Source organism: Streptomyces sp. DG2A-72 (assembly GCF_030499575.1).
GTDB lineage: Bacteria > Actinomycetota > Actinomycetes > Streptomycetales > Streptomycetaceae > Streptomyces.
Map to the genome: position 1 here is coordinate 2,804,211 of NZ_JASTLC010000001.1, position 19,835 is coordinate 2,824,045.

A 19,835-nucleotide genomic window follows, 5' to 3' on the forward strand; every position below is an offset into this window, starting at 1 on the left:
TGAGCCAGCGTGATCGGCTCGTGCTCATACACCGTCCATGAGAGCTGAATCACGGTACGGCGGGGTATCGCGCAGGTAAGGCTCGACTAAGTTAGGCGAGCCTAGCCGAAGCTACGTGTCCCCTGTCAGCGATTTCTCGCCACCCTCATGGAGCCTGTATGCGCCCCGCCAGACTCTCCGTCATCACCGCCGCCACCACCGTGGCGGCGCTGACCGCTCTCACCGGCTGTACCGAGAAGGGCGGTTCGGGCAGCGGTGACAACGTGATCAACGTGACCGCGACGGACGACAAGTGCGAGGTGTCGAAGCACGAGGTCCCGGCCGGGCATGTCGAGCTCGCCATCGAGAACAAGGGCTCCAGGGTCAACGAGGTCTACATCCTCTTCCCGGACGACCGGGTGGTGACCGAGCGCGAGAACATCGGCCCCGGCACCAAGCAGCGCGTCACCGCCGAAGTGAAGGCGGGCGACTACCAGATCGCCTGCAAGCCCGGCATGAAGGGCGACGGCATCCGCCAGGACATCAAGGTCACCGGCGGGACGGCGGCCAAGCGCGACCCGCGTCTCGACAAGGCCGTAGCCGCCTACCGCGAGTACGTCCAGACCCAGGCCGACGAGACGGTGCCGCTCGCCGAGACGTTCGCCAAGGCGGTCAAGGACGGCGACATGGAGGCCGCGATGAAGGCCTACGCGCCCTCCCGTATCGGCTGGGAGCGCACCGAGCCGGTCGCCGAGTCCTTCGGCGACATCGACCCCAAGGTCGACCTGCGTGAGGACGGTCTGGAGGAGGGCCAGGACCTGGAGAAGGACTGGACCGGCTGGCACCGCATCGAGCGCTCGCTCTGGAAGGACAAGAAGCTCACCGCCCGCGACTCCGAACTCGCCGACCAGCTCATCACCGACCTGAAGGACTGGCAGAAGCGGGTCGGCAAGGCCGAGATCACCCCGACCTCCATGGCCAACGGCGCCAAGGAACTCCTCGACGAGGTCGCCACCGGCAAGGTCACCGGCGAGGAGGAGCGCTACTCCCACACCGACCTGGTCGACTTCAAGGCAAACGTCGAGGGCGCGGAGAAGTCGTACGAGCTGCTGAAGTCCGTCGCCCAGGAGAACGACCCGGCGCTGGTGACCGAACTCGACAAGCAGTTCGCCGCGTTGAACGGGCTGCTCGACAAGTACCGGACGGACAAGACGTCGTACGACTTCACCTCGTACGACAAGGTCGGCGAGGCCGGCCGCAAGGAGTTGTCGGACGCCGTGAACGCGCTCGCCGAGCCCCTCTCCAAGCTGGCCGCCGCAGTTGTCGTGAAGTAGGGGGGCACCCTCATGACCGAGACCTCGGGATCCCCGTCCCGGCGTGCGCTGATCGGCTGGGGCGGTGCCGGGCTCGCGCTCGGTGCCGCCGCGGCCGGGAGTGCGGTGGCGATGGCCCGCACCGGCGACGATGTCGACCCGGCCGGCGCCGAGTCGGGCGCGGCGGTCGCCTTTCACGGCACGCACCAGGCGGGCATCGCCACGCCGGTGCAGGACCGGCTGTACTTCGCCGCGTTCGACGTGAAGACCGACGACCGCGCGCAGTTCATCCAGATGCTGAAGGACTGGACGGTCGCCGCGCGCCGGATGGCGGCCGGGCAGACGGTCGGTGAGGGCGCGTACGGCGGTCTGGCCGAGGCGCCGCCGGACGACACCGGCGAGGCGCTGGGCCTCAAGCCCTCGCGGCTGACGCTGACGATCGGCTTCGGGCCTTCCCTGTTTGAGAAGTTCGGGCTGGCGGACGCCCGTCCGGAGGCACTCGTCGATCTGCCGAAGTTCTCCGGTGACAACCTCGACAAGAACCGCAGCGGCGGCGATCTGTGCATCCAGGCCTGCGCGGACGATCCACAGGTCGCCGTGCACGCCATCCGGAACCTGGCCCGCATCGGCTTCGGCAAGGTCGTCATCCGCTGGTCGCAGCTCGGCTTCGGGAAGACGTCGTCGACGACGCCCGAGGAGCAGACCCCGCGCAACCTCATGGGCTTCAAGGACGGCACCCGCAACATCGCGGGGACGGAGACGGACCGGCTGAAGAAGTTCGTGTGGGTCTCCGACACGGACGGTCCCGGGTGGATGGTCGGCGGGTCCTATCTCGTCGCCCGGCGCATCCGCATGCACATCGAGACCTGGGACCGGACCTCGCTGCAGGAGCAGGAGGACATCATCGGCCGTGACAAGGGCGAGGGTGCCCCGGTCGGCAAGGCGAAGGAGCGCGACGAGCCGTTCCTGAAGGCGATGCTGCCAGGCGCGCATGTCCGGCTCGCGCACCCCGACACCAACGACGGGGCGACGATCCTGCGCCGCGGCTACTCCTTCACCGACGGCACGGACGGACTCGGCCGTCTGGACGCGGGCCTGTTCTTCCTCGCCTACCAGCGGGACGTCCGCAAGGGCTTCATCCCCATCCAGCGCAGCCTGGCGCCGGACACGCTCAACGAATACATCCAGCATGTGGGTTCGGCGGTCTTCGCGATCCCGCCCGGCGTCCGCGACAAGGACGACTGGTGGGGCCGGGCGCTGTTCTCCGAGGAGGCGTAGCCCGTGTTCTCCAACTACCTGATCGGACTGCGCGAGGGCCTGGAGGCCAGTCTCGTGGTCTGCATCCTCATCGCCTACCTGGTGAAGACCGACCGCAGGGACGCGCTGAAGCCGATCTGGACCGGCATCGGTGTCGCGGTGGCGCTCGCGCTGGGCTTCGGCTGCGCGCTCGAATTCGGCTCCCAGGAGCTGACGTTCGAGGCGCAGGAGGCGCTCGGCGGCTCGCTGTCGATCCTCGCGGTGTGCCTGGTGACGTGGATGGTGTTCTGGATGCGGCGCACCGCCCGGCATCTGAAGGCCGACCTGCACGGCAAGCTCGACGCGGCCCTCCAGATGGGCACGGGCGCGCTGGTCGCTACCGCCTTCCTGGCGGTGGGCCGTGAGGGCCTGGAGACGGCCCTTTTCGTGTGGGCGTCGGTGCGCGCGGCCGGCGACGGGACGCCGCGCCCGCTGGTCGGCGTGGCCCTGGGCATCGCCACCGCGATCGTGCTCGGCTGGCTGTTCTACCGGGGCGCGCTGCGGATCAACCTCGCCAAGTTCTTCACCTGGACCGGCGCCATGCTGGTCGTCGTGGCGGCGGGCGTCCTGGCGTACGGCTTCCACGACCTCCAGGAGGCGGACTGGCTGCCCGGCCTGAACAGCAAGGCCTTCGACATCAGCGGCACGATCCCGCCGGACAGCTGGTACGGCACTCTCCTGAAGGGCATCTTCAACTTCCAGCCGGACCCCACCGTCCTCCAGGTCACGGTGTGGCTGCTGTACTTGATCCCGACGCTCGCGTTGTTCTTCGCCCCGGTAGGGTTCGCCTCCGGGAAGGGGAAGGTAGCCGATGAGCAGGGATCGCGGCCTTCGAAGGCAGCTCAGCCTTCGCAGTCTTCGCAGGATTGACCGGAGCGCACTGGTAGCAGCCTCCGTGACCGCTTTGTCGCTGACCGCGAGCGGGTGCGTGGTGGTGCACGGGGAGCGCGAGGTGCTCCCCGCCGCCACCCGGGCCGAAGCCGCCAAGGCGCTCCAGCAGTTCACGAGCGCGTACAACGCGGCCGACAAGGCGTACGACAGCTCCCTGGACGCCGACCATGTGACCGGCGCCCTCAGTGACATCGACGCGGCGCGGCTGAAGGCCGGGCAGGCGCGCAGCCCCGAGGGCAATCCGAACCACGCACCGCTGAAGCTGTCGGACGTGAAGTACACGATCGTCAAGAAGGCGGGCTGGCCGCGCTGGTTCATCGCGGATGCGGCGGGAAACAAGGGCGGCAGCGCGCGCTGGCTGCTCGTGTTCACCCGCGGCGGGCTTCAGGAGCCGTGGGAGGTGGCGTATCTGACGCTGGTCGCGCCCGGCAACGTACCGGAGTTCCAGAAGGACAAGGACGGCCTCGCCGAGACCGTGCCCCTGAACTCCACGGAACTGGCCGCCGCGCCCGGCGAGTTGAGCCAGGAGTACGCCACCTACCTCAAGGACGGCGGGGAGTCGGCCTTCGCTTCGGGTGCGCACACCAGCGGGTGGCGTACCGAGCGGCAGCAGGAGGCCAAGAAGCCGGGTCTGGTCACCCAGTACATCGACGAGCCGCTGACGGACGGCGACTACGCCCCGCTGGCGGTGCGCACGAAGGACGGCGGGGCGCTGGTGTTCTTCACCACCCGCCACTTCGAGAAGGAGACGGCGGCGGCGGGTACGTCGGTGCCGACGCCGAACGATGACGTGCTGGCGCTGACGACCGGGGAGATCAAGCAGTCGCTGACGATGGAGTTCGTCTCCAACGAGGTGGCGCTGGACCCGAAGGGGCCCGGCAAGGTGTCGATCCTCGGGCGGATTCAGGGCCTCACGTCGGCGAAGGGCGAGTAGCCACTCCGGTCAGTGACGCAGGGGCCAGGCGGCCCCGGTCACATGGCCGGAGTCCTCACCGACGTAGCGGGCGCAGGCGTCGGTGAGGACTTCCAGCAGACTCAGCGGGTCGGGGAGCGGATGCTCCGGGCCGCGCAGCCAGTGCACGGTGTGGCCGTGGTCGCCGGGGAGCCGGGCGGGCGGCACCAGGACGTACGAGCCGCGGCAGTGCCAGCGCAGGCCGGGGTGCTCGTCCATCGTCTCGGGGTGGCAGTCCAGCTCGCAGGGCCACCACTCGTCCTCGTCCTCGGGGGTGCCGCGGGTGAGGGTGAAGAACAGCAGGCGTCCGTCGTCGCTCTCGGCGACCGGGCCGACCTCGATGCCGGAGGCCAGGAGCCGCTCCATGGCCTCCTGGCCCGCCTCCCGGGGGACGTCCAGGACGTCGTGGACCATGCCGGTCGCGGTGATGAAGTTGGCCTGCGGCTGGTGCCTGGCCCAGCGCTCGATCTGTGCGCGGTCGGTGGTGGACTGCGTCTGCCAGGCGAAGGAGACCGGGTGCCGGGCCGGGGTGGGACAGCCGACGCGGTCGCAGGAACAGCCGTAGCCGGCGGCCGGGTACGCGGCGGGAGCGAGCGGCAGGCCCGCCTCGGCGGCGGCGAGCAGCAGGGCCTCACGGCCGTCGTCGCCGACGGCCTCCTTCGGGCGGCGTCCCCGCAGCCACTGGGAGAGTTTGCCCTGCCGGCCGGAACGACCGCCGAACTCCGCGCTCATCTATCCCCTCGCCTCGCTGTGGTAGCGGACAGCATGCCCTATGGTCCCACCATCCTGCGCTCCGGGGGGCCGGAGCTGACATCCGGGGTAGGTGGGACGAGGCGGGTGCGGCTCCTGAATCGGGGGGCATCGACGGCTTTGGGGGGATTTATCGGGGCGCGATGCCGTGCAGGGCGTAGTCGACGAGGGTGTCCGTGTACTCGTACGAGATCGGGCCCGTGTACTGGAGCCAGCGCTGGGCGAGGGGGGAGACCCAGAGTTCGAGGGCGATGCGCGGGTCGACGTCCGGGCGCACCTGCCCGGCGTCCTGCGCGGCCCGCACCCGGTCGACGTACAGCTGGAGCGACGGTTCGAGGAGCTTGGCCATGAAGATCCGGCCGAGCTTCTCGTCGACCACGCCTTCGGCGGCCAGGGCGCGGGACGGCGCCTCGTACCGGGGGTCCTTGAGCTGGTCGACGGTGAGCCGCAGCACGGTCTTGAGGTCGGCGGCGAGGTCGCCGGTGTCCGGAATGACGTACGGCTCCTCCGCGCCCGCCTCCCGCGACGCCTGCTCGCTCAGATCGAGGAATGCCTCCAGCAGGACGTCCGCCTTCGACGACCACCACCGGTAGATCGTCTGCTTGCCGACGCCGGCGCGGGCGGCGATGCCCTCGATGGTGGTCTTGGGGTAGCCGACCTCCGCGACCAGTTCGAGCGCGGCGTCGTAGATGGCGCGACGGGACTTCTCGCTGCGACGGGTGGAGTCGGGGGCGGGGTTCTTGGCCATGGGGCGAATTTATCAGGTTGACAAGACGATGCGTCTCGCCGGACAGTGGGGAGTGCCATAGGCGAGACGATACGTATCGTGCAATACATCCGTCAGGAAAGGAGCCCGCCATGACGCGAGGCGGAGCCGGAAACATGCTCGGAGTCGGCGGCACCCGCAGGAAGCTCGGCCGCGACGCGCTGCGCGGCGGCGCACGAGGCAGCCGGGTCACAGGGTCCGTCGACCCCCAGGCCCAGAAGCGGGAACTGCTGCGCAAGCTCCAGGAGAAACATGAGGAGGGACGCACCGCAGACGAGTCATCGTGAACGGACCTCCCCCGCCCGGGGGAGAACGTCCCCCCGCACGCGGGATCTCCCCCCGGTGTCGGCCCGCTGTACTGAAGCGGTCACCGACACCGGGGAGGAATCACGATGCGCACGTGGACGAGACGCCGTCTGCTCACCTCGACGGCCTCGACAGCAGGCCTGGTCGTCGCCACCACCGTTCCCGCGGGGGCGGCAACGGGCCGCGTCCGCGCCGGGAACGGCGACGTGCTGGACGCCTTACGGGCCCTGCCCGGAGTGCGGGTGATCGAGGAACGGCCGGGCGCCGAGCCCGGGTACCGCTTCTTCGTCCTCGGCCTGCGCCAGCCCGTCGACCACGCCGACCCCGCGGCCGGCACCTTCGAGCAGCGCCTCACCCTGCTGCACACCTCGGCCGACCGGCCGACGGTCCTGTTCACGACCGGCTACGAGGCGATCCTCACGCCATACCGGTCCGAGCCGACCGTCCTGCTCGACGCCAACCAACTCCAGGTCGAGCACCGCTACTTCGGCACGTCCCGCCCGCCGGCCCTCGACTACACCCACCTGACGATCCGCCAGGCCGCCGACGACCACCACCGCGTCGTCCGCCTCTTCCGCAGGCTGTACGGCGGCGCGTGGATCTCGACCGGCGGCAGCAAGGGTGGCATCGCCAGCGTCTACCACCGCCGCTTCCATCCGTACGACGTGGACGGCACCGTCGCCTACTCCGCGCCGAACAACCTGGACGACCGGGACGACTCCGCCTACCTCCGCTTCCTGGAGACCATCGGCACCGCCGAGACGCGCGACGCGCTGAAGGCGGCCCAGCGGGAGATCCTGCTGCGCCGTTCCGACATGGTCGCCCGTTACGAGGCATGGGCGGCCTCCGCCGGCACCGGCTTCCGCATCGTCGGCAGCGCGGACAAGGCGCTCGAGATCGCCGTCCTGCGCGTGCTGTTCATGTTCTGGCAGAACGGCACGGGGGACGGCAGCACCATCCCCGGCCCGGCTGCCACGACCGACGAGCTGTACGCGTGGCTGGAGCGCACCGCCGCGCTGCCCGTGTATGCCGACGAGATCGCGACGCACTACATCCCCTACTGGTACCAACTCGGCACGCAGATGGGGTACTTGAGCGTCCCCACCGGCCACCTGGCCGGGTTGCTGCGCTACCCGCGGGCCATCGAGCCCCGCAGTTTCGTGCCACGTGACATCCCACTGCGCTTCGACTCCGACGCCATGCCGGACATCGACCGCTGGGTCCGCCGGCGCGGCAGCCGGCTGCTGTTCGTCAACGGCGCGATGGATCCGGCGGTCGCCGAGCCCTTCCGTCCCGGGGCGCACGACTCACGCGTCCTGTGGGCGCCGGACACGAACCACCACGTCAGGCTCGAGGACCTGTCCCCCGCCGATCACGCGGAGGCCGTCGCCACCCTGCGCCGCTGGGCAGGCGTGTCCTAGTCCTCCGCCTCGGGCGGCCACGCGTCGCCCCAGTCCGCATCCCGTGCCGCCTTGTAGAGATCGCCGTGGCGTTTGGTGACCGTGGTCCGGTGGAGGGCGGGTTCGGGGTCGGTCTCGCAGAGATCGAGGAGGACCTGGCCCTTGCGGATCTGTGGTTTGCGTACGACGCGGGAGGGGGCCGGGGTGACCGGGAGGCGGGTGGCGGCGACGTAGGCGAACTTCTCGTCCTCGTAGGCGAGGGAGCCGCCCTTGACCTGGCGGTGCAGGGAGGAACGGCTGACCCGGGCCGAGAAGTGGCACCAGTCCGTGCCGGGGACGATGGGGCAGGCCGCGCTGTGCGGGCAGGGGGCGGCGATGTGGAATCCGGCGGTGATGAGGCGGTCGCGGGCCTCGATGATGCGGGTGTAGCCGTCGGGGGTGCCGGGTTCGACGATCACTACGGCCTGGGCTGCGGTGGCGGCGGCGTCGATGAGGGCGGCTCGGTCGGGGGCGGTGAGTTCGTTGAGGACGTAGGAGACGGTGACGAGATCAGTGCTCTCGATTGTGAGCGCCGCTCCGATGCGAGAGCGCTGCCAACGGGTCTCCCGTAGCGCCGGGTTGGCGGCGGCGATCTCCCGACCGAGGGCGAGCGCGGGCTCGGCCCAGTCCAGCACGGTGACGCTGCGCTCGCCGGGCCAGGTCGCGGTGACGGCCCAGCTCGCGGCGCCCGTCCCGCCGCCGACGTCGATGTGGCTGCCGGGTGTCCACTCCGGCACGGCCCGCGCGAACGCCTCCAGCGCGGAGTGGGTCGCCTCGAAGGTCGCCGGCATCCGGTAGGCCGCGTAGGCCGCCACGTCGGCTCGGTCGCGGAGGATCGGGGTGTCGGTCGGGGTCGCGCCACGGTAGTTGGCGATCAGCCGGTCGACGGCCTGCGCGGCCTGGCGGGGCGGCAGGCCGTCGAGGAGGGCGGCGAGGGTATCGCGCAGTGTCTCGGCCGGGCGTACGGGGACGTTCACCCAGCGATTCTACGAGCGCGCGCCGGTCGCCCCCGCCGCCCCTACCCGTCCCATCCCTGGGGGCTGCGCCCCCAGACCCCGCTTCGGCCTGAACGGCCTCGTCCTCAAACGCCGGACGGGCTGAAAAACCAGCCCCTCCGGCGTTTGAGGAGCGGGGGTCCGGGGGCTGGCCCCCGAAACGGGGTCGAAGGGGCGGAGCCCCTTCAGGATGGGACGGGTAGGGGCGGCGGGGGCGAGAGACACCCTGCGGTGCCGCTACAGCGCCCGCACCGCCCGTGCCACCCGCGTCCCCGCCCGCGCCCTCGGCCTGCTGTCCGCAGCCCGCCTCCGCGGATGCACCGCATTCGCCAGCAGCACCAGAAACGTGTCCGTCGCCGGATCCAGCACCAACGACGTCCCCGTGAACCCCGTATGCCCGGCCGCCCCCTCCCCCGCCAGCTCCCCCATGAACCACGGCTGATCCACCGCGATCCCCAGCCCGGGCGGCGTCAGCAGCAGCTCCACGAAGTCGGGACCGAGGATGCGCGCGGGACCGTAGGAACCGCCGGCAAGCAGCGCCCGGCAGAACACGGCCAGATCCCGCCCCGTCGAGAAGAGACCCGCATGCCCGGCCACCCCACCCAGCGCCCAGGCGTTCTCGTCGTGGACGACCCCCCGCAGCATCCCCCGGTCCGCCTTGGCCCACGGCCGGCGCTGATCCTCCGTGGCCGCCGCATCGGGGCGGGGACCGTAACCCGTCGCCGTCATCCCCAGCGGACGTGTGATGCCGTCGTGGATCAGGACATCGAGCGCGCGGCCAGTGATGCGTTCCAGCACCTGCTGCAGCAACAACGGATTCAGATCGGAGTAGCAGTACGTACCGGGCCCCCCGACCGGCGCCTCCGCCCGCAGCAGCGCCAGCCGTTCAGCCGCGTCGGCGCAGTCGTACAGCGGGAGTTCGGGCCGCAGCCCGGAGGTGTGGGTCAGCAGCTGCCGCACGGTGATGCCGTGCGCGGCGGCGGCCGTGAAGTCGGGCAGATACGCACCCACGCGCGCGTCGATACCGAGCGTCCCCCGCTCGATCTGCTGCACGGCGGCGACGGCCGTGAACAACTTGGTCAGGGAAGCGATGTCGAAAGGGGTGCCGGTCGTCATCGGAACCCGTTCGGACGACGGCAGCTCCACGCCCGCGTCGGCCTCCGCGTCGTAGCCCTCGTACCGTACGGCCCACCCCACCGCCTCCTCGACGGCGATGACCGGCCCGCGCCCGACGACCACGACGGCGCCCGCCGCCCAGGGGCGTTCGCCGGTGGTGAGGTCGCTCACCTCGCGGACGAGGCGGCGGAGCTCCCCGGGGTCGAGTCCGGCCCGTTCCGCTGTGCCGCTGCGCAGTCTCGGCGCGCTCAGCTCCCTGCTCCCTCCGAATCCGTACGCCTGTTCCAAGGACGGCACATTCCCACGAAGCAGGCCAGTGCCACCAGTGCCGCCGCCAGTTGGACGACGGCCATCGGGACGGCGGTGTCCTCTCCGGCGATACCGACCAGCGGGGAGGCGATCGCGCCGATGAGGAAGGAGGACGTGCCGAGCAGGGCGGAGGCGGAGCCGGCGGCGCGCCGGGTGCGCATGAGGGCGAGGGCCTGGGTGTTGGGCAGGGTGATGCCCATCGCGGACATCAGCACGAACAGCGCGGTGGCCACCGGCACCAGCCCCACCTCGCCGAACACGTCCAGGGACATCAGCAGCAGCGCGGTAGCGGCGGCGATGACGATCACCAGCCCGACGGCCAGCACCTTGTCGAGGTCGAACCGCCCGACCAGCGCCTTCCCGTTGATCTGACCGACGGCGATCAGCCCGACCGAGTTGATCCCGAACAGCACGCTGAACGTCTGCGGCGAGGCCCCGTAGATCTCCTGGATCACGAACGGCGAGGCGGATATGTAGGCGAAGAGGGAGGCGAAGGCGAAGCCGCCCGCGATCATGTAGCCGGAGAAGGCGCGGTTGGCGAGCAGCCGCCGCATCGAGCGCAGGGTCTCACCCACCCCGCCGTCGTGCCGTTCGTCGGGCGGCAGCGTCTCCGGCAGCTTCGCCCAGACGACGGCGGCCAGCGCCACCCCCACGACCGTGAGCACGACGAACACGCCCCGCCAGTCGGTCACCTGCAGGATCTGCCCGCCGATCAGCGGCGCCACGATCGGTGCGACCCCGGAGATCAGCATGAGGGTGGAGAGGAAGCGGGCCATGTCCATGCCGTCGTACAGATCCCGTACGACCGCCCGCGCGATCACGATCCCGGCCGCGCCCGCGAGCCCCTGCGCCAGCCGGAAGGCGACCAGCGCCTCGACGGTGGGTGCCAGCGCGCACAGGGCGGTGGCGACGATGTAGACCGCGAGACCGATGAGCAGCGGACGCCGCCGCCCCCACTTGTCGCTCATCGGGCCGACGACCAGCTGCCCGAGCGCCATGCCGGCCAGACAGGCGGTGAGCGTGAGCTGCACGGTCGCGGCGGGCGCGTGCAGGGACTCGGTGACCTGCGGCAGCGCCGGGAGGTACATGTCCATGGTCAGCGGCGGCACGGCGGTCATTCCGCCGAGGATGAGGGTGACGAGCATGCCGGTGCGGCGCACAGCGCCGGCGGCCGGTGCCGGCTTCGGTGCCGGTACGGCCGCCTGCGTCTCGTTCTGCGTCTCGTTCAATATGGAGGCCCTGGATGCCCCACGTTCGGGCATGCGCCCTCCCTCTCTCCGCGATACGGCCCCTATGCTCTCAGTTCGAACACAGTGGCTGGGGTCACATGAACGAGGGCGGGACGGGATGACGGCGGAGAACGTGCGGTGGGGGATCCTGGCGACGGGCGGCATCGCGGCCGCGTTCACGGCGGATCTGGTGGATCTGCCCGACGCGGACGTGGTGGCGGTGGCCTCGCGCTCCGCGGACTCGGCGAAGGCGTTCGCGGAACGGTTCGGGATTCCCCGGGCGTACGGCGACTGGGGCTCCCTCGCGACCGACGAGGACATCGATGTCGTGTACGTCGCCACCCCGCACGCGGCACACCGGGCAGCCGCCGGTCTGTGCCTGGAGGCCGGGCGCAACGTGCTGTGCGAGAAGGCGTTCACGCTGAACGTGCGCGAGGCCGAGGAACTGGTCGCGCTGGCGAAGGAGCGCGGGAGCTTCCTGATGGAGGCCATGTGGATGTACTGCAATCCCGTGATCCGGCGGCTGAAGGCCCTCGTCGACGACGGCGGGATCGGCGAAGTACGCACCGTGCAGGCCGACTTCGGGCTGGCGGGCCCCTTCCCGCCCTCGCATCGTCTCCGCGATCCCGCACAGGGCGGCGGCGCGCTGCTCGACCTCGGGGTGTACCCGGTGTCGTTCGCGCAGCTGCTGCTCGGGGAGCCGTCGGACATCGCGGCGCGAGCAGTGCTCTCGGACGAGGGCGTCGATCTCCAGACGGGAGCACTGCTCTCCTGGGAGAGCGGCGCTCTCGCTTCGGTGCACTGCTCTGTCGTGGGCGGTACGTCCGTCTCCGCGTCGGTCACCGGCTCGCAGGGCCGCATCGACATCCCGTACGGCTTCTTCCACGCCGACCGCTTCGTCCTGCACCGCGACGGCCGCGAGCCGGAGGTGTTCGCCCACGACACGGCCGCCGACCCGCACAACAGCCTCAAGTACGAGGCCCGTGAGGTGATGCGGGCCCTGCGGGCCGGCGAGACCGAGTCCTCGCTCGTCCCGCTCGACGGCACCCTCGCCGTGATGCGGACGCTCGACGCGATACGGGACCGCATCGGCGTCCGCTACCCCGGCGAGGCCGACCGGGAAGCCGTACCGGCCGTCACACCGGCTTGAGCCCCGGCGAGGGCAACGCCCCGGCGCTCACACCGGCTTGAGCCCCGGCACCCCCGCCTCCGTCACGAAGGACGCGGCCGTCGTCAGCGGCGCGCCCGGCGTCGTCGCGTAGGCAAGGGTCTTGAAGTCGGCCCGCGCCGACTCCCGGCCCAGCGCGACCGTCGCATAGCCGCGCCGCCCGTTGTAGAACTTCATATGCGGGTTGGCGGCCATGTAAGTGGCCCAATTGGCAGGCTTCTCGGAGCCGTTGCCGCCGCTGGCGATCGAGGTGGCGACGATCTCCGTGCCGACGGTCGGGGAGTCGGGGTCGGCGAAGTCCCGCTTGATGTCGAAGCCGTAGCCCACGTGGACGTCGCCGGTGAGGACCATCAGGTTCTCGATGCCGGCCGCGTCGGCACCGGCGAGGACGCGCTCGCGGGAGGCCGGGTAGCCGTCCCAGGAGTCCATGGAGACCGGGGAGGGCGGCGTGGTGGTGTTGTGCCGGCGGGAGAAGGTGACCTGCTGCGGGACCACGTTCCACAGCGCGCGCGAGCGGTGCCAGCCGTCGATCAGCCACTGCTCCTGCGCGTCGCCGGTCAGCGTGCGCGCCGGGTCCTCGGACTCCGGCCCGGGCAGCTGCCAGCCGTCGCCGTACGCCTGGTTGGAGCGGTACTGCCGGGTATCCAGCACGTCGAACTGGGCGAGCCGGCCCCAGTGCAGACGCCGGTAGAGCTGGAGGTCGGGGCCGTCGGGCAGCTGGGGGCGGCGCAGCGGCATGTTCTCCCAGTAGGCGCGATAGGCGGCGGCCCTGCGGATCAGGAACTCCTCCGGCGGGACGCTGTTCTCCGGGATGTCGTCGGCGTAGTTGTTCTCGGTCTCGTGGTCGTCCCAGGTGACGATGAACGGGTGGGCCGCGTGCGCGGTGGCGAGGTCGGCGTCCGACTTGTAGAGCGCATACCGGAGCCGGTAGTCCTCCAGCGTCACCGTCTCGCGGTTGAGCAGGTCGGGCAGGGTGCCGGCCGGGTAGGCGCGGGCGCCGCCGACGGAGCTGACCGGGTACTCGTAGAGGTAGTCGCCGAGATGGAAGACGAGGTCCACGTCGTCCTCGGCGAGGTGCCGGTAGGCGGTGAAGTAGGCCTGGTCGTAACGCTGGCAGGAAACCACGCCGAAGGTCAGCGCGGAGACCTTGCTGCCGTGTCCGGGAGCGGTGCGAGTGCGGCCGGTAGGACTGATCCAACGGCCCACCCGGAAGCGGTAGTAGTAGACACGGCCCTCGTCCAGGCCGTCGACCGCGACATGCACGGTGTGGTGGAACTCGGGGTGCGCGGTCGCCGCACCCCGTCTGGCGATCCGGCGGAAGTTCTCGTCACGCGCCACCTCCCACTGGACGGTGACACGCGCGGCGGGCAGACCGCTGTCCGGTTGGAACGGGGCGGGCGCCAGCCGGGTCCACAGAAGTACGGACCCGGGCTGCGGGTCGCCGGAGGCCACGCCGAGCGTGAACGGGTCGTCGGCGATCTGCGCCGCGTCGAGCTCGGCGGCACTCGCGGTGCCCGCGCCGGGCAGATTCACCGCGAAGGCGAGCGCGGCGGCCGCGCCGGTGACGGTCAGAAAGCGGCGACGGCCCAAGTGGCGGGCGACCGCACGGAGTTCGGGGGTGTGCTGGGACTGACGAGCTGCGGATGTCATCCGGGTCCTCCCCTGGCAATGGGATGCAGGACGATTGGAGTGACCCAGGACGACCCCCGTTTGGCACGTACACAACACCCAGATGGCGGTCAGATGAGTTCCACTGGGCGGAGGCCAACGGCAGCACCCCGAAGGGGCGCGGGGAACTGCGCGACCAGCCACGACGAGCCCGCAGACAAGCGACGGCCAATCGCGGCACTCACCGCGGAGCGCCTACGCTTCGGCGCCATGAACCCCATGCAAATGAACAGGCAGACCGGCGACGAGACACGCGTCGCGGTGGTGACCGGCGCAGGCTCCGGCATCGGCCGCGCCGTCGCGGTGGAACTGCTGCGCGCCGGCTGGTCGGTAGCGCTGGCCGGCCGACACCCCGAGACCCTGGAGGAGACCGCGGCGCTCGCACCCGACGCCGCCGCCATCGCCGTACGGACGGATGTGTCACAACCGGAAGACGTCACCGCACTGTTCGCCGCGACCACGGACCGGTTCGGGCGGGTGGACCTGCTGTTCAACAACGCGGGAACGTTCGGCCCCGGCGGGGTACCCGTGGAGGAGCTGCCGTACGACGCCTGGCGGCACGTCGTGGACACCAACCTCAACGGGGCGTTCCTGTGCGCGCAGGCGGCGTACCGGCAGATGAAGGAGCAGGACCCGCAGGGCGGCCGGATCATCAACAACGGGTCGATCTCCGCCCATACGCCCCGCCCGCGCTCCGTCGCCTACACGGCGACCAAGCACGCGCTGACCGGCCTGACGAAGTCACTGTCGCTGGACGGGCGGCCGTACAACATCGCGGTCGGACAGATCGACATCGGCAACGCGGCGACGGACATGACGGCCCGGATGCAGACGGGGGCGTTGCAGGCGAACGGCGAGGTCGCACCGGAGCCGGTGATGGATGTGGCCGATGTGGCGCGCACGGTGCGGCACATGGCGGAGCTCCCGCTGGAGGCGAATGTGCAGTTCGCGACGGTGCTGGCGACGGCGATGCCGTACGTCGGACGCGGCTGAGCACACCACTCGAGCACACCCCTGACACGCAAGATTCACAACTTGCACAACCGGAATGTGACCGTCCGCTGCATTGGGGCCGGTGGGAGGCTTATGCTCAACACCTCTCCACAAGAGCTTCACAGTTGGAGTGCTCAGCTCCCGTCAGCCACAGCGAGGGGGAGACGGCAGCTGTTCCACGGCACCGGGTGGGGGGCCTCGCGCGGGACCGCGAGGTACGCACCGGACCGTGGAACAGCTGCCACAAGGCCGGTCCGCTCACCGCCCCAGGATGCCGTCGATCTCGGCCAACTGGGCGGCGGCGAGCGGCCCATGGGCGAGCGCGCCGGCGTTCTGCTCGGCCTGGGCAACCGTACGGAACCCCGGGATCGGCACGGTGCGCGGGCTGCGCGCCCAGATCCAGGCGAGGGCGCCCTGGGCGAGCGTACGGCCGCCGCTGGTGAGGATGTCCTTGAGCGCGTCGACCCGCTGCACCCACTCCGGGTCCGCGCCCGCACCCTGCGAGAAACCGGGCAGCCAGGCGGGCGGAGTGCTGCGGATGTCCCCGGCCTCGAGCGCCTGCCCGGCGGCCCGCTTCCCGGTCAGCAACCCCATCGCCAGCGGGCTGCGGTTGATGCTGGCGAGCCCCAACTCCTCGCACAGGGCGAGCATTTCGGGGGCGTCCTGGAGGATGTTGAGCCGATGCTGTACGGCGGCACAGTGAGCGCCCTCAGCGAAGACTGCGGCGCGGGCGGGGTCGTCGGTGCTCCAGGCGTACGACCGTATGAGCCCCTCGCTCACGAACTCCTCGCATGTCTCGCGGAGTTCGGCGGCCTTGTCGGGGTCGGCGTCGGAGAGGTGCAGTTGGTAGAGGTCGACGTAGTCGGTGTCGAGGCGGCGCAGGGAGGCGGTCAGGGCGCGGCGGGCGTAGGCCGGGGAGTCGTCGCTGCCGGTGAGGGTGCGGGTCTCCTCGTCGAAGATGTTGCCCCACTTGGTGGCGAGGACCACGTCGGCGCGGCGCTTGCCGAGCGCCCGGCCGAGGACGCGCTCGCTGTGTCCGGCGCCGTAGGTGTCAGCGGTGTCGAAGAAGGTGACGCCGAGGTCGAGGGCGCGCCGGACGGCCCGTACGGACTCCTCGTCGTCGACCGTGCCCCAGCCGAGCGGCTGCCCGTCCGGGTCCTGCCACTCACCGCCGATGGCCCAGCAGCCGAAGCCGAGGGCGCTGACTTCGATGCCGGTGCGGCCGAGGGTCCTGGTGTGCGAGATCGTCTCCATGACCCGGGACGCTATGGGTTGGAGTGCACTCTAGGGCAAGGGTTTTCTGAGCGGAATTTCGTTGCACTAGGGTCCGTTCACGCCTGGCCGGTCTCGAAGCGCCGGATCTTGCCGCTGTCGTCGACGTCGAAGCGCCACTGGGTGCGCATCTCGCCCCAGGTGTCGTTGCTGTAGCGGGCGACGAGGGCACGGCCGCCGTCGGACTCGCGGTCGACCTCCATGTGGCCGTGGGAGTCGAAGATCTCCCGGTTGATCCACTCGTCGAGGTCACGGTCGGAGCCGTCGTCCGCCATCGTCGCGTCCGGGGTGAGGAGCGCGAGGAAGGCATCGCGGTCGTGCGCGTTGACGGCGGTGACGAAGTCCCGGACGGCCGGGTCGCTGAGGTTCTTGGGCTGAATCGTCATGACTGCCAGACAAACACCGCTCCCGGGACCGCGCCACCCGAACGGCGGCCCGGGGAGGCTGGGTGGGTGTCATCGGTGGGACGGTGGAAACCCGTGAGGGGATGCGGGGGGACTGGAAAGCCACGGGGGAACTGTTTCTGCCGTCTGCTCCGGGAGTCACCGTGACCTGTTACGACCGACGAGATCTGGGCCTGCTGCTGCTCCGACTGGGTACCGGCGGAGTGCTGGCCGCGCATGGCGCGCAGAAGCTGTTCGGCTGGTTCGGCGGACACGGGATCGAGGGGACCGGCCAGTTCATGGAGTCCGTCGGCTACCGGCCCGGCAAGGCCAGCGCCACGGCGGCGGGGCTGGCCGAGTGGGGCGGCGGCACGCTGCTGGCGCTGGGCCTGGCCACCCCGGCGGCGGGTGCGGCGGCGGCCGGCGGGATGGCGGGCGCGGCCACGGTGCACATGCCGAACGGCTTCTTCAACCAGGAGGGCGGCTACGAGTACGCCGCGACCCTGGGCCTGGCCGCGACCGGCATCGCGGTGGCGGGCCCCGGACGCCTCTCCCTCGACCACGCGCTCGGGCATGTCTTCGACCGCGGCTGGATGGTCCCGGCGGCACTCGGGGCGACGGCGGCGATGACGGCACTGGTCATCGGGGCGCGGAACAAGAGGCTGGACGAGGCGAAGAAGGAGGAGCAGGCGGAACAGTTCGGGGAGCAGGATGCCCTGTTCGGGGAGTAGGGGGTCCGTTCGAGGAGTAGGAGCTCTGTTCGGGGAGTAGGAGGGTTTCTGCTCGCGGAACAGCCATGGCATGCCATGCCAAGCTGCCCGCATGACTGATCAGTGCGCCTCCCCCGAGACCTCCGCCGACTTCTGGACCGACATCGACGCCCTGTGGACCTGGCTGGACGAGAACCAGGCGCACGGCGACCAGGAGGGCCTGCTGCTGCGCATGCTCAAGCTGTCGGAGGAGGTCGGCGAGGTCGCCCAGGCCGTGATCGGCGCGACCAGCCAGAACCCGCGCAAGGGGACGACTCACACCGGGGAGGACGTCCAGTCGGAACTCTGCGACGTGGTGATCACGGCGCTGGTGGCGCTGCGCACGCTGACTCCGGACACGCGTGAGGTGTTCACGCGGCATCTGGCGAGGGTGAAGGAGCGTTCGCTGGGCGGGTCCTGAGCGCTCGCGGGGCGCGTCCTGAGCGACCACTCGACTGAACGGCTGATCGGCGGAGACGCGCCGAACGATCAGCCAATTCGGGGCGTTTCACCATAAGAGTGGGCGAATGCAGTCCCCCGCACTCACCCCCGCCCCACCACAGCCGACAGCACGCCCGCCCCAGCGCCACACCCCCTCGGTCCCGCTCATCACCACCTGCGCGACCCTCCCCCTCTACGGCATCTGGGCCACCCTCCTCGCGACGGGAGGCGGCGACCTGGCGGCCCAGTACGCCTGGGCAGGCTTCGCGGCAAGGCACCCCGGCACCCCATACGCCCTGTTCTGGTACGCCGGCACGCACACCGCCAACTACAGCGTGCTGTCACCGCCGTTGATGGCGCTGCTGGGCGTCCGTACGGTGTCGGTCCTGTCCGGCGTGACAGCCACGTGGCTGCTGTCCGCACTCCTGGCCCGGACGCTCGTACGATCCCCGCTCTGGCCGTCCCTGCTCGGCGCACTGGGCGTATGGGCGAACGTGGCCTCGGGCCGTACGACCTTCGCGCTCGGGCTGGTGTTCGGCCTGGCGGCACTGCTCGCGGTCGCGGACCGGGCCCACCTGAAGGTGGCAGCGCTCGCCGCGTCGCTGGCCACCCTGGCGAGCCCGGTGGCGGGCCTGTTCCTGCTGGTGGCGGCTGCGGGATACGGACTGAACCGGCGGTACGCGAAGTCGCTCGCGCTGGCACTCCCCCCAGTTCTCTTGGTGGCGTCGACGACCCTCCTGTTCCCCTACCAGGGCGAACAGCCCATGTCCGCGGGCAGGTTGGCGTTGCCGTTGCTGCTGTCGGCGATGGTGGTGTGGTCGGCGCCGCGCGAGTGGAGGGTGGTGAGGGCGGGCGCCGCGGTCTACGCGATCGGGGTCGTCGTGACGTGGCTGGTCCCCTCGCCGGTCGGCACGAACGTGGAGCGCCTGGCCATGCACGTCGCCCCCGCCGTACTCCTGGCAGCACTCCTCCACGTGGGCCGTCGCACCGTAGCCCTGTCCGCAGTTGTCGCGATCTCCGTCCACTGGTGCGTCCTGGCGACGGTGACAGACCTGCGCGTCACGACCCCCGTACCCGCCTGGGCCAGACACACCACCGGAGTCCGCACCGAATTGACCGGCCTAGGCGCGACCCGGGCCAGGATCGAGATCCCCCCGGCCCGCGACCACCGCGAGTCCACCCTCTTCGCCCCCCACATCCAGCAGATGCGCGGCTGGAACCGCCAACTGGACGTGGAGCGGGCCAGATTGTTCTACGACGACCACCTCGACGCGTCCCGCTACCGCGCCTGGCTGCACCACTGGGCGATCACGTACGTCGTCCTCCCCCGCGCCACCCCCGAGCCCCACTCCATCGCCGAGTCGACCCTGATCCCCCGGGCCCGCAAGTGGCTGCGCCCGGTCTGGCACGACGCCGACTGGCAGATCTACCGCGTCACGGACCCGACCCCGCTGGCCTCTCCCCCGGCCCGGGTACTGCGCGCGGACGAGGCGGCCGTACACCTGAGGCTGCCGCACGCGGCGACGGTCACCGTGCGGGTCGCGTACTCGCCGTGGCTGCGGGCGGAGGGGGCGTGCGTGCGGGAACGGGAGGGGTGGACGGAGCTGACCGCTGCGGAGGCCGGGGAGTACCGCCTGACGTCGAGCTATGCGGGGTTGTTGGAAGACCAACCGGGGTGCGGACGAACGTAATTACGCACGGCCTCGCGCAATCACACTGTGGATGAGCTGCCGCAGCTCGGCCCGAGCCAAGTCCTCGGACGTCCGCAACTTGACGTGCCGATGCACTCTCCCCCGCCCTCCACAGCCCCGCCGGATCGG

Annotated in this window: 19 protein-coding genes; 11 read left to right on the forward strand and 8 right to left on the reverse strand. The window is 70.8% G+C overall.

All coding sequences use genetic code 11. From position 1 onward, the window contains the following. Positions 1–158: 158 nt before the first annotated feature. The 4 genes from efeO to QQY66_RS13435 are packed head-to-tail and all read left to right on the forward strand — an operon-like array spanning position 159 to position 4,413. Positions 159–1,313 carry an iron uptake system protein EfeO gene (gene efeO / locus QQY66_RS13420; RefSeq protein ID WP_301979523.1) on the forward strand — a complete coding sequence of 385 codons (1,155 nt, stop codon included), beginning with the start codon at positions 159–161 and terminating at the stop codon, positions 1,311–1,313. A 12-nt stretch (positions 1,314–1,325) separates the two neighbouring features. Further along, positions 1,326–2,570 carry an iron uptake transporter deferrochelatase/peroxidase subunit gene (gene efeB / locus QQY66_RS13425; RefSeq protein ID WP_301979525.1) on the forward strand — a complete coding sequence of 415 codons (1,245 nt, stop codon included), beginning with the start codon at positions 1,326–1,328 and terminating at the stop codon, positions 2,568–2,570. Positions 2,571–2,573: 3 nt separating this feature from the next. Continuing rightward, entirely contained in the window at positions 2,574–3,458 is an 885-nt protein-coding gene (gene efeU, locus QQY66_RS13430; protein ID WP_301979526.1) for an iron uptake transporter permease EfeU, read from the forward strand. Further along, positions 3,400–4,413 (forward strand): hypothetical protein, encoded by a 1,014-nt coding sequence (locus QQY66_RS13435; RefSeq protein ID WP_301979528.1) that lies wholly within the window; start codon positions 3,400–3,402, stop codon positions 4,411–4,413. Before efeU ends, QQY66_RS13435 begins: the two co-directional genes overlap by 59 nt. A gap of 9 nt (positions 4,414–4,422) precedes the next feature. Here the strand turns inward: QQY66_RS13435 and QQY66_RS13440 are convergent, their stop codons facing one another. Then, positions 4,423–5,163 (reverse strand): bifunctional DNA primase/polymerase, encoded by a 741-nt coding sequence (locus QQY66_RS13440; RefSeq protein ID WP_301979529.1) that lies wholly within the window; start codon positions 5,161–5,163, stop codon positions 4,423–4,425. A 148-nt stretch (positions 5,164–5,311) separates the two neighbouring features. Next, positions 5,312–5,929: a TetR/AcrR family transcriptional regulator gene (locus tag QQY66_RS13445; protein WP_301979531.1), complete on the reverse strand. Its 618-nt coding sequence runs from the start codon at positions 5,927–5,929 to the stop codon at positions 5,312–5,314. A 110-nt stretch (positions 5,930–6,039) separates the two neighbouring features. Here QQY66_RS13445 and QQY66_RS13450 point away from each other — a divergent pair, with 110 nt between their 5' ends. Both QQY66_RS13450 and QQY66_RS13455 read left to right on the forward strand, forming a co-directional pair. Continuing rightward, complete coding sequence (locus QQY66_RS13450; RefSeq protein WP_301979533.1) at positions 6,040–6,234, forward strand: DUF6243 family protein; 195 nt, start codon at positions 6,040–6,042, stop codon at positions 6,232–6,234. A 105-nt stretch (positions 6,235–6,339) separates the two neighbouring features. Continuing rightward, complete coding sequence (locus QQY66_RS13455) at positions 6,340–7,674, forward strand: S28 family serine protease (protein ID WP_301979535.1); 1,335 nt, start codon at positions 6,340–6,342, stop codon at positions 7,672–7,674. Here the strand turns inward: QQY66_RS13455 and QQY66_RS13460 are convergent. From QQY66_RS13460 to QQY66_RS13470, 3 genes are all read right to left on the reverse strand, one after another. Beyond that, positions 7,671–8,669: a small ribosomal subunit Rsm22 family protein gene (locus QQY66_RS13460; RefSeq protein WP_301979536.1), complete on the reverse strand. Its 999-nt coding sequence runs from the start codon at positions 8,667–8,669 to the stop codon at positions 7,671–7,673. The genes QQY66_RS13455 and QQY66_RS13460 overlap by 4 nt on opposite strands. Positions 8,670–8,924: 255 nt before the next feature. Further along, positions 8,925–10,100, reverse strand: a complete 1,176-nt coding sequence (locus QQY66_RS13465) for a serine hydrolase (protein ID WP_301979538.1) — start codon at positions 10,098–10,100, stop codon at positions 8,925–8,927. Continuing rightward, positions 10,052–11,374 (reverse strand): multidrug effflux MFS transporter, encoded by a 1,323-nt coding sequence (locus QQY66_RS13470; RefSeq protein WP_301979539.1) that lies wholly within the window; start codon positions 11,372–11,374, stop codon positions 10,052–10,054. Before QQY66_RS13470 ends, QQY66_RS13465 begins: the two co-directional genes overlap by 49 nt. Positions 11,375–11,459: 85 nt before the next feature. Here QQY66_RS13470 and QQY66_RS13475 point away from each other — a divergent pair, with 85 nt between their 5' ends. Then, a complete protein-coding gene (locus QQY66_RS13475) occupies positions 11,460–12,491 on the forward strand; it encodes a Gfo/Idh/MocA family protein (RefSeq protein WP_301979541.1) in 1,032 nt (343 codons plus the stop codon). A gap of 27 nt (positions 12,492–12,518) precedes the next feature. Here the strand turns inward: QQY66_RS13475 and QQY66_RS13480 are convergent, their stop codons facing one another. Next, a complete protein-coding gene (locus QQY66_RS13480) occupies positions 12,519–14,159 on the reverse strand; it encodes an alkaline phosphatase (RefSeq protein WP_301979542.1) in 1,641 nt (546 codons plus the stop codon). Positions 14,160–14,387: 228 nt separating this feature from the next. On the opposite strand from QQY66_RS13480, the gene QQY66_RS13485 reads away from it, so the two are divergent. Further along, on the forward strand, positions 14,388–15,170 hold the full coding sequence (locus tag QQY66_RS13485; protein WP_301979544.1) for an SDR family oxidoreductase: 783 nt from the start codon (positions 14,388–14,390) through the stop codon (positions 15,168–15,170). Between the two features lie 258 nt (positions 15,171–15,428). Here the strand turns inward: QQY66_RS13485 and QQY66_RS13490 are convergent, their stop codons facing one another. Both QQY66_RS13490 and QQY66_RS13495 read right to left on the reverse strand, forming a co-directional pair. Beyond that, positions 15,429–16,424: an aldo/keto reductase gene (locus tag QQY66_RS13490; protein WP_301979545.1), complete on the reverse strand. Its 996-nt coding sequence runs from the start codon at positions 16,422–16,424 to the stop codon at positions 15,429–15,431. A 77-nt stretch (positions 16,425–16,501) separates the two neighbouring features. Next, positions 16,502–16,828, reverse strand: a complete 327-nt coding sequence (locus QQY66_RS13495; protein WP_301979546.1) for a nuclear transport factor 2 family protein — start codon at positions 16,826–16,828, stop codon at positions 16,502–16,504. A gap of 161 nt (positions 16,829–16,989) precedes the next feature. Here QQY66_RS13495 and QQY66_RS13500 point away from each other — a divergent pair, with 161 nt between their 5' ends. From QQY66_RS13500 to QQY66_RS13510, 3 genes are all read left to right on the forward strand, one after another. After that, entirely contained in the window at positions 16,990–17,556 is a 567-nt protein-coding gene (locus QQY66_RS13500; RefSeq protein WP_301979547.1) for a DoxX family protein, read from the forward strand. 91 nt (positions 17,557–17,647) lie between these two features. Next, the gene (locus QQY66_RS13505) at positions 17,648–17,995 is read left to right on the forward strand and encodes a MazG-like family protein (RefSeq protein WP_301979549.1); all 348 of its coding nucleotides are present in this window, start codon (positions 17,648–17,650) and stop codon (positions 17,993–17,995) included. A gap of 106 nt (positions 17,996–18,101) precedes the next feature. Next, a complete protein-coding gene (locus QQY66_RS13510; RefSeq protein ID WP_301979551.1) occupies positions 18,102–19,706 on the forward strand; it encodes a hypothetical protein in 1,605 nt (534 codons plus the stop codon). Positions 19,707–19,835: the final 129 nt, after the last annotated feature.

What these genes read in the sequence shown, in the direction of transcription:
- QQY66_RS13480 (WP_301979542.1), bottom strand. Translation starts at nt 14,159, where the DNA reads ATGACATCCGCAGCTCGTCAGTCCCAGCACACCCCCGAACTCCGTGCG.
- QQY66_RS13445 (WP_301979531.1), bottom strand. Translation starts at nt 5,929, where the DNA reads ATGGCCAAGAACCCCGCCCCCGACTCCACCCGTCGCAGCGAGAAGTCC.
- QQY66_RS13475 (WP_301979541.1), top strand. Translation starts at nt 11,460, where the DNA reads ATGACGGCGGAGAACGTGCGGTGGGGGATCCTGGCGACGGGCGGCATC.
- QQY66_RS13495 (WP_301979546.1), bottom strand. Translation starts at nt 16,828, where the DNA reads ATGACGATTCAGCCCAAGAACCTCAGCGACCCGGCCGTCCGGGACTTC.
- QQY66_RS13455 (WP_301979535.1), top strand. Translation starts at nt 6,340, where the DNA reads ATGCGCACGTGGACGAGACGCCGTCTGCTCACCTCGACGGCCTCGACA.
- QQY66_RS13435 (WP_301979528.1), top strand. Translation starts at nt 3,400, where the DNA reads ATGAGCAGGGATCGCGGCCTTCGAAGGCAGCTCAGCCTTCGCAGTCTT.
- efeO (WP_301979523.1), top strand. Translation starts at nt 159, where the DNA reads ATGCGCCCCGCCAGACTCTCCGTCATCACCGCCGCCACCACCGTGGCG.
- QQY66_RS13450 (WP_301979533.1), top strand. Translation starts at nt 6,040, where the DNA reads ATGACGCGAGGCGGAGCCGGAAACATGCTCGGAGTCGGCGGCACCCGC.
- QQY66_RS13490 (WP_301979545.1), bottom strand. Translation starts at nt 16,424, where the DNA reads ATGGAGACGATCTCGCACACCAGGACCCTCGGCCGCACCGGCATCGAA.
- QQY66_RS13505 (WP_301979549.1), top strand. Translation starts at nt 17,648, where the DNA reads ATGACTGATCAGTGCGCCTCCCCCGAGACCTCCGCCGACTTCTGGACC.
- efeB (WP_301979525.1), top strand. Translation starts at nt 1,326, where the DNA reads ATGACCGAGACCTCGGGATCCCCGTCCCGGCGTGCGCTGATCGGCTGG.
- QQY66_RS13485 (WP_301979544.1), top strand. Translation starts at nt 14,388, where the DNA reads ATGAACCCCATGCAAATGAACAGGCAGACCGGCGACGAGACACGCGTC.
- QQY66_RS13470 (WP_301979539.1), bottom strand. Translation starts at nt 11,374, where the DNA reads ATGCCCGAACGTGGGGCATCCAGGGCCTCCATATTGAACGAGACGCAG.
- QQY66_RS13510 (WP_301979551.1), top strand. Translation starts at nt 18,102, where the DNA reads ATGCAGTCCCCCGCACTCACCCCCGCCCCACCACAGCCGACAGCACGC.
- QQY66_RS13440 (WP_301979529.1), bottom strand. Translation starts at nt 5,163, where the DNA reads ATGAGCGCGGAGTTCGGCGGTCGTTCCGGCCGGCAGGGCAAACTCTCC.